The sequence below is a fragment of the Pantoea sp. Lu_F5_004 genome, from assembly GCF_051136245.1.
Classification (GTDB): Bacteria; Pseudomonadota; Gammaproteobacteria; order Enterobacterales; family Enterobacteriaceae; genus Pantoea; species Pantoea agglomerans.
In genome coordinates, this window is record NZ_CP194946.1 from 2,342,496 (window position 1) to 2,355,959 (window position 13,464).

At 56.9% G+C, this 13,464-nt stretch carries 10 protein-coding genes and 1 pseudogene; 4 read left to right on the plus strand and 7 right to left on the minus strand.

The features are described from left to right. Nucleotides 1-11: 11 nt before the first annotated feature. The 3 genes from nadE to cho all read left to right on the plus strand — a co-directional run bounded on the left by nadE (nt 12) and on the right by cho (nt 2,715). Nucleotides 12-836, plus strand: a complete 825-nt coding sequence (gene nadE / locus ACR8BN_RS10880) for an ammonia-dependent NAD(+) synthetase (RefSeq protein ID WP_010670018.1) — start codon at nt 12-14, stop codon at nt 834-836. 60 nt (nt 837-896) lie between these two features. Further along, nucleotides 897-1,787 carry an aromatic amino acid DMT transporter YddG gene (yddG, locus tag ACR8BN_RS10885; RefSeq protein ID WP_434746912.1) on the plus strand — a complete coding sequence of 297 codons (891 nt, stop codon included), beginning with the start codon at nt 897-899 and terminating at the stop codon, nt 1,785-1,787. Nucleotides 1,788-1,854: 67 nt separating this feature from the next. After that, nucleotides 1,855-2,715: an excinuclease Cho gene (gene cho / locus ACR8BN_RS10890; RefSeq protein WP_434746913.1), complete on the plus strand. Its 861-nt coding sequence runs from the start codon at nt 1,855-1,857 to the stop codon at nt 2,713-2,715. Between the two features lie 73 nt (nt 2,716-2,788). Here the strand turns inward: cho and spy are convergent, their stop codons facing one another. The 6 genes and pseudogenes from spy to ACR8BN_RS10920 form a co-directional block, all read right to left on the minus strand. Next, the gene (gene spy, locus ACR8BN_RS10895; RefSeq protein ID WP_010245731.1) at nt 2,789-3,283 is read right to left on the minus strand and encodes an ATP-independent periplasmic protein-refolding chaperone Spy; all 495 of its coding nucleotides are present in this window, start codon (nt 3,281-3,283) and stop codon (nt 2,789-2,791) included. Between the two features lie 308 nt (nt 3,284-3,591). Further along, nucleotides 3,592-4,587: a succinylglutamate desuccinylase gene (gene astE / locus ACR8BN_RS10900; protein WP_163843409.1), complete on the minus strand. Its 996-nt coding sequence runs from the start codon at nt 4,585-4,587 to the stop codon at nt 3,592-3,594. Between the two features lie 50 nt (nt 4,588-4,637). Next, nucleotides 4,638-5,965: pseudogene (gene astB, locus ACR8BN_RS10905) on the minus strand (N-succinylarginine dihydrolase). Continuing rightward, nucleotides 5,962-7,431: a succinylglutamate-semialdehyde dehydrogenase gene (gene astD / locus ACR8BN_RS10910; protein ID WP_434746914.1), complete on the minus strand. Its 1,470-nt coding sequence runs from the start codon at nt 7,429-7,431 to the stop codon at nt 5,962-5,964. Before astD ends, astB begins: the two are co-directional and overlap by 4 nt. After that, nucleotides 7,428-8,459 carry an arginine N-succinyltransferase gene (gene astA, locus ACR8BN_RS10915; protein WP_031590495.1) on the minus strand — a complete coding sequence of 344 codons (1,032 nt, stop codon included), beginning with the start codon at nt 8,457-8,459 and terminating at the stop codon, nt 7,428-7,430. The genes astD and astA overlap by 4 nt, the downstream gene beginning before the upstream one ends. Beyond that, entirely contained in the window at nt 8,456-9,676 is a 1,221-nt protein-coding gene (locus tag ACR8BN_RS10920) for an aspartate aminotransferase family protein (RefSeq protein WP_115758403.1), read from the minus strand. Before ACR8BN_RS10920 ends, astA begins: the two co-directional genes overlap by 4 nt. 929 nt (nt 9,677-10,605) lie before the next feature. On the opposite strand from ACR8BN_RS10920, the gene ACR8BN_RS10925 reads away from it, so the two are divergent. Further along, nucleotides 10,606-11,679: a porin gene (locus ACR8BN_RS10925; RefSeq protein ID WP_031590496.1), complete on the plus strand. Its 1,074-nt coding sequence runs from the start codon at nt 10,606-10,608 to the stop codon at nt 11,677-11,679. Nucleotides 11,680-11,755: 76 nt separating this feature from the next. Here the strand turns inward: ACR8BN_RS10925 and ACR8BN_RS10930 are convergent, their stop codons facing one another. Then, nucleotides 11,756-13,312, minus strand: coding sequence for a putative bifunctional diguanylate cyclase/phosphodiesterase (locus tag ACR8BN_RS10930; protein ID WP_115758405.1), 1,557 nt, complete (start codon nt 13,310-13,312; stop codon nt 11,756-11,758). Nucleotides 13,313-13,464 lie beyond the last annotated feature (152 nt).

Consider the following 13,464-nt stretch of genomic DNA (forward strand, 5'->3'; position numbering starts at 1 on the left):
AGGAGAAGTTCATGTCACTGCAGCAGGAAATTATTGAAGCCCTGGGTGTGAAGCCCACTATCGACGCCGACCAGGAAGTGCGCGTCAGCATCGATTTTCTTAAAGCCTACCTGAAACGTCACAGCGGCCTGAAAACGCTGGTGCTGGGGATCAGCGGCGGTCAGGATTCAACCCTGGCGGGCGCGCTGGCGCAGCGGGCGATCACCGAACTGCGTCAGGAGAGCGGTGATAACGACTACACCTTTATTGCCGTGCGTCTGCCCTATGGTGTGCAGGCGGATGAGCAGGATTGTCAGGACGCGCTGGCCTTTATCAAACCCGACCGTTCGCTGGTGGTAAACATCAAAGAGTCGGTGCTGGCCAGTGAGCGCGCGCTGAAAGAGGCGGGTATTACGCTTTCCGATTTTGTCCGCGGCAATGAAAAAGCCCGCGAGCGGATGAAAGCGCAATACAGCATCGCCGGCATGACCAAAGGCGTGGTGGTCGGCACCGATCACGCGGCTGAAGCCGTGACCGGTTTCTTCACCAAGTATGGCGATGGCGGCACGGACATCAATCCCCTGTTCCGCCTGAACAAGCGTCAGGGCAAGCAGTTGCTGAAACACCTTGGCTGCCCGGAGCATCTCTATCTGAAGAAACCGACTGCCGATCTGGAAGATGATCGTCCAGGCCTGCAGGATGAAGTGGCGCTGGGCGTCACCTATGAGATGATTGATGACTACCTGGAAGGCAAAAGCATCAATCCTGACAGCGCCCGCATCATCGAAGGCTGGTATCAGAAAACCGAGCACAAACGTCGTCCGCCGATCACGGTATTCGACGATTTCTGGAAGTAATCCTGCCCCTCCCTTGCCGCGGCAAGGGAGGCTTCTCTCACTGACTTTGTTGATCGCTGCATGCCTGCCACCGTTTCGCGCGCGACCCTCCTCGGGCTTGTCGCCATTCTGCTCTGGAGTACGACCGTTGGCCTGCTGCGCAGCGTCAGTGAAGCCTTTGGCGCCACCGGCGGCGCGGCGCTGATCTACACCACTACGGCGTGTCTTCTTTGCCTGACCCGGGGCCTGCCCAGACCTGGCGCAATGCCCGCCATCTACCTGTGGCTGGGGGGCGTACTCTTTGTCGGCTATGAAATCTGTCTGGCGCTGGCCATCGGGCTGGCCAGCGATCGCAGCCAGTCACTGGAGCTGGGGATGATTAACTATCTCTGGCCCTGCCTGACCATCGTGCTGGCGATCCCGTTTAATCAGCAGCGTTTCCGTGTCTGGCTGTGGCCAGGACTGCTGCTGTCGCTGCTGGGGATCGTCTGGGTAATGAAAGGCAGCGGCAGCGGATCGCCGGCGCTGTTGTGGCAGAATATGCTGCGCAACCCGGTCGCCTATGCGCTGGCCTTTATCGCCGCCCTGACCTGGGCGCTCTACAACAATCTCACCCGCCGCTTTGCCCGTGGTTCCAATGGCGTCACGCTGTTTTTTATCCTGACCGCCCTGGCGCTGTGGCTTAAATATGCCTTCAGCGATCACACTGCACCGATGACCTTTACGCTGGTGCCGCTGCTGGAGGTGCTGTTTGTCGGGCTCTCCACCGCCATCGCCTATTCCGCCTGGAATCACGGGATTCAGCAGGGCAATCTGACGCTGCTGGCCACCGCCTCCTACTTTACGCCGGTGCTGTCGGCCCTGCTGGGATCGCTGTGGCTCGGCCTGACGCCACCGCTGGCCTTCTGGCAGGGCGTGGCGATGATCACGCTCGGCTCGCTGATCTGCTGGCGGGCAACACGGTCTCTGTAACCAGACGGCTGGCGATCATTTCACCTGCCTGTTATGCTGTATGGACAACCAGTAAATGGAGTCCATCTTGGTCAGACGTTCTGCCATACTTCGCCCCGAACCCGACGCGAATGCAATTTATCAATATCCCGAACACCTGCGTGAATGGCTGGAAGGCCTGCCAAATCATCCTGGCGTCTATACCTTTCATGGCGAAAGTGAGTCGCTGCCGCTCTATATCGGTAAAAGTGTGAATCTGCGTTCGCGGGTGATGTCCCATTTCCGCACCCCGGATGAGGCGAAAATGTTGCGCCAGTCGCGGCGTGTGAGCTGGATCCATACCGCGGGCGACCTCGGCGCGCTGCTGCTGGAAGCGCAGATGATCAAAACCCAGCAGCCGCTGTTCAATAAGCGACTGCGCAAAAACCGGCAGCTCTGTTCATTGCAGATTACCGATGGCAAACCGAATGTGGTCTACGCAAAAGACCTCGATTTCAGTCAGTCCCCCAACCTGTTTGGGCTCTATCGCAGTCGCTTCGCCGCGCTGGAACGGCTCAAGCAACTCGCGGATGAGTATCAGCTCTGTCATGGCCTGCTGGGTCTGGAAGCGCTGAGTGCGGGGCGAGGCTGCTTCCGCTCGGCACTGCGCCGTTGCGCCGGGGCCTGCTGTGGTAAAGAGCCGGTCAGCGATCATCAGGATCGACTGCTGGAGGCGCTGGAAAACGTGCGGGTGTTCTGCTGGCCGTGGCAGGGTGCCGTGGGGCTGGTGGAAGAAGGCAAAGAGATGACGCAGATCCACGTTATCGACCACTGGTTCTATCTCGGTTCGGTCAGCAGCATGGATGAGGCCAGAAAACTGCAGCGGCCCAAAGGCGGTTTTGATCACGACGGCTACAAAATCCTCTGCCGCCCGATTCTGTCAGGTGCCTACCCTATTCTGCCGCTATAAAAAAACCGCCGACGCTGCCCACTCACCTTCAGTGGACAGCGCCGGCGGTCTCAGAACGTTCGCTTAACGAGTGTTATTCAGCCGGTTCTGCTGGCGGTGCCATTTTGCCCTCGTGCGGGCCTTTCTCAGTCAGACGCTTTTCAAAGTTAGCGTTGTACTGTTTCTTCTGCTCCGGCGTCAGCACGTTATAGAGCTTGTTCTGGGTTTCCAGCATCTTCAGCGCATGCTCTTTGGCATTGGCGGACATCTTCTCTGCCTGCGCTTCTGCTTTGCTCTGGTCGAAGCTGTCAGAGGCAATAATGCTGTGGGCCGCACGACGCTCGTCCAGTGACGGGCGTTTCATATCTTTGTGGCTCTCTTTCATGATGTCGCGCATCTGAGTTTTCTGCGCGTCGGTCAGGTTCAGACCTTTAAACATCATCTCCATGCCGTGGCGCATTGGCGGCTTGTGCATCGCTTTTTCGCTGCCTGCTGGCGGTGGAGTCAGGTTGTCAGCGGCTGCATGGACGGCGCTGGCTGCACCAAACGCCAGCGAAGAAGCCAGTAAAAGGGAAGTCAGTTTGCGCATAATAGTGTCCTTATAATTCATGATAATGACGACAGCACTCTGTCGCGTCTTCGGAAACAAGCATACGACGCTGAACGTCAACTACTCAGAGTCTGAGTAAAGCCGTGAAAGCATAAAAGATAAAAATCGGGCAATCATGAAGAGAATAAGAAGAAAGGCGTGAGGAATTGAAAATGTTTATGAATTTAAAGCGAATTTGGCAGAAATCATGGAGGAGTGTAAGGGTTACGACAGGAAAGCGGAAGCCGATCTTCCACTTTTCCTGTCGGTTTTTTAGCGCCGATGGTCTGCGCTGTTAACAACCGCTATCAGACCGGCAGCGCCTGGGTCTGTTCGCTCTCTTCAATCAGCATCAGTCCGGCACGCAGCCCGGCGGCCACGTTAGGGTTAGGGAACAGCACATACTCCCGCGCCTGCTGCACGTAATAGCGGGTGCGACCATCTTCCGCCAGCAACGTCCCCTGTGGAAACGCGGTAAAGTTCAGCGTTTCCGGCGACATATGCAGCGTAAAGTGCTCACTCAGTCGGGTGATCTGCTGCGCGACCCGATAGTGACGCGGTTTAACCGCTGCCGCAGGCAGCGCTTCGCCATAGAGTAAAGACGCCAGCGCCTGCTGTGCCGCACTGAACTGACTGAGGTCGTTTTCGCCAAACGGCAGCGCTTTGCCCAGCTCCAGGGTACAGCTGGCCGCACCGAAGTGCTCGCAGCTGAAGTGGGTAAAGGTGCCGCCCGGCGAGCGATGGAACACCAGCGCTTCCAGCCCGGCAGCGGCCAGCCAGTCAAGAAACGCGGGCGGCCAGGGGCGTTCATTGTGCGGCATTACGCCGAACTGAGGATGATAAGAGCCACGAATAGCCGTGTGCATGTCGAGATGCCAGCGCGTTTCATCGCACTCGCCCAGCTGCCAGAAGGTCTCCAGCGTCTGCTCCAGCCGCAGCACGCGGCGGGCCTCATCACCATCATCAATCTGCTGCCAGCGTCCGCCAAACAGCCGGTTAATGTCATAACGCACATAGCGCTTACCAGCGCGTAGCGCTGAGGGGTTACCCAGAATCACCAGCATGCGCTGCTGTAATGGCTTTTCGCCCCGCAGCAGCGGATTAACCAGCTGGTTCACCATTTCTACCGGGGCTGTTTCATTGCCGTGGATCCCGGCAGAGAGCACCAGCGCCTGTTTAACCGGCACCGTCGGCTCCATCAACAGTATGCCGTGATACAACCATTGCCAGCGAAGATGCGCCGTTTCACCACTACGCTTACGCGGCGCCTCGCCGGAGAGCGTTTGCTGTAAAAAGTCCTGCATCGTTCCTCCTTTTCGCCCTGAGCAGGCGGCAGCCTGTGCTGCCCCCTCCTTCACTGCTGAAATGCATATACATTTCCTAAGTCTAGCAGCTTCGTCAGTTCATCCAGCGCGTCGCGTCCCTCACGCAGCAATTGTGGGTCGACCAGATCGGCCTGGGTCAGGCGATCGCGGTAATGACGGTCAACCCAGTTATTCAGCGTGCTGAAGAGCCGATCGTTCATCAGCACCGCCGGATTCACTGCCTGCTGCTCCTGTGGTGTCAGCACCACCCGCAAACGCAGGCAGGCTGGCCCCCCCCGTTATACATGCTTTCGCGCAGATCAAACACCTTCAGGGCTTTGAGTGGCGTGTCAGCCTCAACCTGTTCACACAGATAGCGCCAGACACCCGGATGCTGACGTGACTCCTCCGGCAGCACCAGCATCATGGTGCCGTCGGGACGGCTCAGCAACTGACTGTTAAACAGATAGGTCTCCACCGCATCTTTCACTGACACCCGATTTTCCGGCACTTCCAGCGCCACAAAACCGGGGACGCGCGACCGAAGCTGCGCCAGCAGTTCAGGCTGATTAACAAAGGCGTGCTGGTGACAGAAGAGCATCTGCTGGTTACTCACCGCAATCACATCGTTATGGAACACGCCCTGATCGATCACCGCAGGATTCTGCTGCGCATACAGCACGCTTTCCGGTGAGAGCTGATGCAGACGGGCGACCGCCTCGCTGGCTTCCAGGGTCTGACGTGCCGGATAGCGCTGCGGGGCTTTGCCCTCATGGCTGCTGTCGCGGCCATAGACAAACAGCTGCACGCCGCGCTCACCATAAGCGCCGCCCAGCCGGTTATGGTTCGCCGCCCCTTCATCGCCAAACATCGCCACCTGCGGCAAAGCATCATGCACCGCAAAATGGCGATCGTCGCGGAAGATGGAACGCAGCAGCCAGGCCGTTTCCGGCGCTTCTATCGCACGGTGGAATTTGTTGTTAAGGTTCGCCACCGTCAGGTGAACCCGGCCATCAAGGCTGTCCGCTGACGGCGAGACCGTGGCAGCATTGGCGACCCACATCGCCGAGGCTGAACTGACGGCGGAGAGTAATCCCGGCGCAGTTTTCCCGGCCGCAGCCAGCACCTGCTCATCGCTGCCACCAAAGCCGAGCTGGCGCAGCGCCGCAATATTGGGCCGCTCATGCGGCGGAATCACCCCCTGAACATAGCCCATATCGGCCAGCGCTTTCATCTTGAGCAACCCCTGCTTTGCCGCCAGACGGGGATTCGACGGCTGCAGCTGATTGCGGGTCGAGGCTTCGTTGCCAAACGACAGCCCGGCATAGTGGTGTGTTAACCCCACCAGCCCATCAAAGTTGGCCTCGGTTGCCTTCATGACGTCGTCTCCTGGGTGGAGAAATCGAGGCCCGGCGACAGCGTGGCGGGCAGCGTCAGGTCAGGCGTCTCCAGCGAGGCCATCGGCCAGGCGCAGTAGTCCGCCGCATACCAGGCGCTGGCGCGATGGTTGCCCGAGGCACCAATGCCGCCAAACGGTGCGGTACTGGCTGCGCCAGTCAGCGGTTTGTTCCAGTTGACGATACCGGCACGCGCTTCAAGCAGCAGCTGATCAAACTGCTGGCGTGAAGGCGAGATCAATCCACACGACAGGCCATAACGGGTCTGGTTCGCCAGCGCAATCGCCTCTTCAAATGTCTCATAGCGGACTACGCCTAACAGCGGACCAAAGACCTCTTCATCCGGAATGCCCTGCACGCCGGTTAAATCGATAATACCTGGCGTCAGGATGGCACTGTGGCGATCCGGCCAGCGCATCGCCAGCAGCACCTTGCCGCCCGCCTCAACCCGCCGTTGCCACTCACCCATAATTTTCTCTGCCGCGCCGGTGGAGATCACGCTGCCCATAAACGGCTGCGGTTCAGCATTCCAGGCGGCGGGTTGCAGTCGCCCCGCCACCTCCACCAGCCGCCGCAGAAACGCATCCCCTGCATCGCCGCGTTTGACCAGCAGACGCCGCGCGCAGGTGCAGCGCTGACCGGCGGTTATAAACGCTGACTGCAACGTGATGTTGACAGCCGCATCAGTGTCCGCCGGATCTTCAACAATCAGGGCATTGTTACCGCCCATCTCCAGCGCCAGCATCTTTTCAGGCTGACCGGCAAACTGGCGATGCAGCTGGTAGCCGGTATGGGCGCTGCCGGTAAACAGCAGGCCATCAATCTGATGGCAGTTGGCCAGCGCCTGACCGGTCTCACGTCCGCCCTGTAACAGTGCCAGCACGCCGGCAGGCAGGCCCGCAGCCAGCCAGAGCTCAACGGTTTTTTCGGCGGTCAGCGGCGTCAGTTCACTGGGTTTAAATACCACGCAGTTGCCCGCCAGCAGCGCCGGAACGATATGGCCGTTTGGCAGATGTCCCGGGAAGTTATAGGGACCAAACACCGCCAGCACCCCATGCGGGCGGTGGCGCAGCGAGCTTTCGCCTTCATGCTGCTCACCGGTGCGGCTATGGTATGCCTTCACCGAAAAGCCGATTTTGTTGATCATCGCGCCCACTTCGGTCAGCGCTTCCCAGCGCGGCTTGCCGGTTTCACGGGCGATGGTTTCCGCCAGCGCCGTTTTATGCGCCTCAAGCCCGGCGGCAAATTTCTCAACGATCGCCTGCCGTTCCGCCAGCGGGTGTCTGGCCCAGGCTGGAAATGCGTCGCGCGCCGCCTCGCAGGCTGCGGTGACCTGAGCGGCTGAGGCCGCGTGGCCCTGCCATAACGTCTCGCCGCTGACCGGATCCGCTTTCGTCAGAATCTCAGCATCACCGTCCAGCCATTGTCCATTTATCAGATGTGTCATGCTGTTTTCTCCTCTTTGCAGAGCGTCACCACACGCAGGCTGTCGCCCGGCTGGCAATGGAGCGCCTGCATCTGTTCATCCGTGAGTTGCACGCTGTCGCTGTCAGCCTTTGCCGGAATCAGCGCCACACGGAACTGGCGATAATCGCTATTGGCAACCAGACAGAGCGGGCCATCAGCCGGGTTTTCGCCCCGTTCTGCGCTGCGCAGCCGGCTTTTACGCACGGCGCGGATATGATCGATGTCGCACTCCAGTGTCGGGCCGCCATCAAAAATGTCGACATAATTGAGGTAGCGGAAGCCCTCTGCTTCCAGCACCGCCCGCGCAGGCGCGGTTTGCGGATGGACCTGTCCAATCACCGCCTGCGCTTCCGGTGTCAGATAGTCGATGTAGAGCGGATGTTTCGGCATCAGTTCAGCGATAAACGATTTCTGTCCGGTACCACTAAGGAAGTCCGCTTTGCTGAATTCCATAGAGAAGAAGCGGCTGCCAACGCTCTCCCAGAACGGCGAATGGCCCTGCTCATCGCTGACGCCACGCATCTCGGCCACCACCCGGTTCGTGAAACGTTCACGGAAATTGGCCATAAACAGGAAGCGTGACTTCGACAGCAGATAGCCGTTTTTGCCATCACGGTAATCGGGATCGAGAAACAGCGTGCAGAGCTCACTGCTGCCGGTATGGTCGTTACTCAGCGACAGGGTGGGCAGCGCGGCATAAACATTCAGCTCTTTTGAGGCGTGCACCTGGGTACCGACGCGAAAGTTGTACCAGGGATCCTGCAGCCCCACCGCCACCTCAATGGCGCAGATGCCGACGGCGCGGTTATCTTCGCTATCGGCCAGCACAAAGACATAGCCCTGCTCGGCACGTGGCAGAGAATCCTCCCAGGTCTGCAGCGATCGATCGATACGCGCCTGTAGCGTGGCGCTATCGACCGGCAGCGAGGTCAGCCCGCCACCGGTTTTGCCCGCCAGCGCCATCAACTGGCTTAAGTCATCGCGTTCAACCGGACGGATTACCATCATGATGTTGACCCTCGCACCAGGCTTTCACACACCTCGGCAAAGCGGGCCATGCCCAGCTTCACTTCCAGCTCACTGATATTCAGCGCCGGGGCAAAACGCACCACATTGGCACCCGCAATCAGCACCATGACGCCCATTTCCGCGGCGGCAAGGTTGATCGCTTTGGCTTTACCGGCAAAATCGTCGCTGAGCACCGCGCCAATCAGCAGGCCAAGACCGCGCACTTCTTTGAACAGATGCAGACGCTGGTTGATCTCATCCAGTGCCGCCACAATCCACTGGTGACGTTCTGTTACACCCGCCATCAGTTCAGGCTGGTTGATCAGCTCCATGACTTTACCTGCCACTGCGCCCGCCAGCGGATTGCCGCCATAGGTGGTGCCGTGGGTGCCAACGCCCATCACCAGCGCCAGATCTTCGCGCGTCAGCATCGCACCAATCGGGAAGCCGCCGCCCAGCGCTTTGGCGCTGGTGAGCACATCCGGCGTGACGCCATAATGCATGTAGGCATAAAGCGAACCGGTACGGCCAACGCCGCTCTGCACTTCATCAAAAATCAGCAGAGCCTGATGCTTATCACAGAGTTCACGCAATCCACGCAGGAATGCCGGATCGGCAGGCAGCACGCCGCCTTCACCCTGAATGGGTTCAACAATGACTGCGCAGGTATGGTCATTAATCAGTTCAGCCGCCGCAGCCAGATCGTTAAACGGGGCATGCTGGATCTCTGGCGGCAGCGGCGCAAAATCTTTTGAGTAAGCGGGCTGACCACCGGCTGTTACCGTAAACAGGGTGCGGCCATGAAATGCATTCTTAAACGCCACGATGCCACTTTTATGCGGACCGACACGATCATGTGCCACCTTGCGCGCCAGCTTCAGCGCCGCTTCGTTCGCCTCCGCCCCGGAGTTACAGAAGAACACCCGGTCAGCGAAGGTGGCATCGATCAGCTGCTTCGCCAGTCGCAGGATCGGTTCGTTGGTATAGCCATTACCGGTGTGCCATAAACGTGCGGCCTGTTCCTGCAACGCCTGTTGTAATGCCGGATGCGCATGCCCTAACGCATTGACAGCAATGCCACCGGCGAAGTCGATATAATCTTTGCCGTTTTGATCCCAGACGGTGGAGCCTTCCGCGCGAACCGGTATAAAAGTCGCAGGCGCATAAACCGGCATCATCCATTGATCGAAATCGTGACGTGAAACGTGCAGTGCCATAACCCACTCTCCTGCTTTACTTTACCGGCCGGGTAAAGCTTATGTTTTAGAATTGTTAAAAGATGTTGTAGTGCAGCCTTACTGTAGAGTGCAGTTAACGTGCCAGCCAGAGAATTAATGCATAAAATGGTCTTCACGACGTAATATCAATGAGTTACATGCTGACAATATTCAATTAATTTGCATATATAGTGAATAGTTGTCTGATTGCAGCGCCAGAACCGGGTTTTAAACAGCAGAATTATGCATTCACGGGATGAAATATCGCTTTTGTGATCGCTGATAAATTATCTCTCCAGAAAAGCACCTCCACTGCCCTGTTTTAGCGCAGTTTGCCTCGCGCTGGTGCAGCGATTACACGGGGAACTCGCCCGGAAATCTCAGAACACCCTGGCTTTATTTAACAAAAGTTTTTCATTTCCCCCTGCAGACACATTAATCTGCGTATCTTTTTCAGGCTATTTTATAAACAGGGTGATCAATATTTAATCAGCAACTCTGACTATTATTCCGGAGGTGATTATCGGGCCAGAAAGAATATTCCATAAAGATGAACAAATATTAATACGCAGACTAATGGTTAGGATAAAAGCCTTATAAGGTTATTCTTATCGGATAATCATCCATAATTTAATCAGGGGTTACATTGATTTAAAAACGTACAAAAAAAGCCTCTTTAAGACCACCATTTAAAAGAATAAACTATTGATAAATATAGATATAAAATCATATTACTCATAATTACTTATTAGAAGAAAATCTTATTACTTTACTATTTAATCTTCTGTTCCTCGCTGTTATCCATCAGCTGAATATAGACATCACATTTTGTTACTTTTATTGCACTTTGTACTTTTGTCTTTTTGTGTCATTTTCTTTTCACCCCACATCAGGGGAATAATAATTAATGAATACAGGGTAATAATTAAATGATGAAGCGCACTTTACTGGCGGCTGTCATGCCGTTACTGATCGGTCTCTCCTCCGCGCAGGCCGCAGAAGTTTATAACAAGGATGGCAATAAGCTGGATCTGGTCGGCAAGATTAACGTGTCACACCTCTTTTCTGACGACAACAACAACGATGGTGATACCTCCTCTTATGCCCGCTTTGGCTTTAAAGGCGAGACAAAGATTACTGACCAGCTTACCGGCTACGGTTTCTGGCAGTATCAGTACAGTCTGCATAACTCCGAGGGCAGTGACGCACAGGCCACCAACCGTACCCGTCTGGGCTATGCTGGCCTGAAGTTTGGCGAGGCAGGTTCGCTGGATTACGGACGTAACTACGGCCTGGTCTATGACGCGCTGAGTTATACCGATATGCTGCCGTTCTTCGGCGGCGACTCCGGTTATACCGACGCCTTCCTCTCTGGCCGCTCAACCGGTGTGCTGACCTGGCGTAACAGCAATTTCTTTGGTCTGGTCGACGGCTTAAACCTTGCCGCGCAGTATCAGGGCAAAAACGATCGCAGCAGTAACATTGACGGCGTACGTCGTTCTAACGGCGACGGCTTCGCCCTCTCCGCTTCCTATGACTTCGATTTCGGCCTGAGCTTTGCCGGCGCGTTTGCCAGCCTGGATCGCACCACGGCGCAGAACGCTGCCGCACGCGGAGAAGGCGAAAAAGCCCAGCACTGGGCGACCTCGGTGAAATATGATGCGAACCAGGTCTATCTGGCTGCCATGTACGGTGAAACCCTGAATGCCACGCCGATAACCGGCGGTTTCGCTAACAAAGCGCAGAACTTTGAAGCCGTGGCGCAGTATCAGTTCCTGAACGGCTTCCGTCCGTCCGTGGGTTACGTCTCATCCAAAGGCAAGGAAATTGAGAATATCGGCGATGCCGACATCATTAAATACACCGCCGTGGGTGCCACTTACTACTTCAACAAGAACATGTCGGTCTATGGTGAATACCGCATCAACCTGTTGAAAGATAACAATCCGCTTCGCCTGGCGACCGACGACATCACAGCCCTGGGTCTGATTTACCAGTTCTGATGTGACAGCGGGCCCGGCTCTGAACGCCGGGCCCGTTTATTGTTTTAATCCCGGCCACAGAGAGTGCTACGCGCTTTCAGCCCAGCGACCTGACTAAGCTAACGGCCACCGCCTCTTCCTGCATCAATTCCTCCACGTTAGCGGACGCCAGCAGCGTGGTGGCCTGCCCGGCAGGTACCGGACGGCTGAAGAGATATCCCTGACCGTAATCACAGCCGCGCTTTCTCAGCCACCTCAGCGTGGCGACATCCTCAATGCCCTCTGCAGTAATAATCACATTAAGCCCCTGACAGAGTGCCAGCAGCGTTTCCACCACTTTTCGCTGCTCAGATCCGGTCACGATTCCGGCGATAAAGGTCTGGTCAATTTTGATTTTGGTAATACCCAGCCCCAGCAAAACCGACAGGTTGGAGTAGCCGGTGCCAAAATCATCCAGCACCACTCCGATACCGGCCTCTTTCAGCAGACGGATCGCCTGACGGGCATCGTCAGAAATGGCCATGACATTCTGTTCGGTGATTTCAAGTTCCAGCATTACCGGCCCGGCATGCTGCATAATACTGGACAGACAGCTGGTCAGCGACGGTCTCAGTAACTGCTCGGGGGTAATGTTCAGCGACAGGCAAAGGCCGGCTGGCCATGCCCGGGTTGCACTGACAGCATCCTGCAGCAGCGCCACAGTCATGCTGTCCATCAACCCCAGCCGCTCCACCACTGGCAGAAACTCTGCAGGTGAAACCGTCTGACCGGACGCAGTGATCCAGCGCGCCAGTATCTCAAAGCCGGTAATGTTACCGGTGCGCAGTGAAACCAGCGGCTGCAGAAAGGGAACGATGGCATGACCGCTAACGGCGGCAACAACCTCCTGCTCCAGCCTTTCCCGCTGGCGAAAGCGCAGCTCCATGTCCGGGGAGAATCGTGCCAGACCGGCGCACTTATCCTGCTTCGCCTCGTACAGCGCCAGATCCGCCGCCCGCACTACATCGGCCTGACCCGTGCAGGCTGAACTGGCAATGCCTGCGGAAAGGCTCAGGAAGGTGTGCGGACCGGTCCGGATGGATGCCGCATGCTGGCAGAAGCTTTCGGCGGCGGCAAGCGCCTGCTCTGCCTGTGAAGCCTGGGCAACAATGGCAAATTCATCCCCACCGATGCGAAACACCTGACTCCCGGTACCCGCCGAGGCGATCAGCAGATTGGCCAGCGCGACAAGCGTGGCGTCGCCCTGACGATGACCGTTCAGGTCATTGATATTCTTAAAGTCATTGATGTCGAGCAGCGTCAGGGTGTAGGGCGTCCCGTCGGCATCAAGCGCAGCAATGTGTGCAGTGAACGATCGGCGATTCATGACCCCCGTCAGCGCATCAGTTCCGGCCAGCCTGAGCGCATTTTTTTCCGCACGCAGCGTGTTGCGGATCAGACCCGCGATAAGCAGCGCCGGAATAATCATTGCCAGTCCGGCAAACGAGGTGGAGGTCAGGATAAACCGCAGCCGCTCGCTGGTTTCAAAATCGGGATCATAGCTCAGGCCCAGCAGGCTGGAGATCCACGCCTCGAGCCCGAATTCCCACAGCGTGGAGAGTAAAATGATGGTCGCAATATTCAGCATTGCGAGCCAGAAAAGTTTCAGGCGCATGCGTTAGTTCCCGGTGATGGAAAGTGTCAGAGTTTTGTTTTAATTTTCAGTAAGAAACCGGGGCGTACTTCTCATACAATGCCTGCTAAGCAGCCGACAATTATCACCCCTCCGCTATTTTTACTCATCGCATTCGCACGTTCTCACCCGCC

Bases quoted from the DNA above. Each gene is read 5' to 3' on its own strand.
- ACR8BN_RS10925 (WP_031590496.1), top strand. From the start codon at position 10,606: ATGATGAAGCGCACTTTACTGGCGGCTGTCATGCCGTTACTGATCGGT.
- nadE (WP_010670018.1), top strand. From the start codon at position 12: ATGTCACTGCAGCAGGAAATTATTGAAGCCCTGGGTGTGAAGCCCACT.
- astD (WP_434746914.1), bottom strand. From the start codon at position 7,431: ATGACACATCTGATAAATGGACAATGGCTGGACGGTGATGCTGAGATT.
- yddG (WP_434746912.1), top strand. From the start codon at position 897: ATGCCTGCCACCGTTTCGCGCGCGACCCTCCTCGGGCTTGTCGCCATT.
- ACR8BN_RS10930 (WP_115758405.1), bottom strand. From the start codon at position 13,312: ATGCGCCTGAAACTTTTCTGGCTCGCAATGCTGAATATTGCGACCATC.
- ACR8BN_RS10920 (WP_115758403.1), bottom strand. From the start codon at position 9,676: ATGGCACTGCACGTTTCACGTCACGATTTCGATCAATGGATGATGCCG.
- astE (WP_163843409.1), bottom strand. From the start codon at position 4,587: ATGCAGGACTTTTTACAGCAAACGCTCTCCGGCGAGGCGCCGCGTAAG.
- astA (WP_031590495.1), bottom strand. From the start codon at position 8,459: ATGATGGTAATCCGTCCGGTTGAACGCGATGACTTAAGCCAGTTGATG.
- spy (WP_010245731.1), bottom strand. From the start codon at position 3,283: ATGCGCAAACTGACTTCCCTTTTACTGGCTTCTTCGCTGGCGTTTGGT.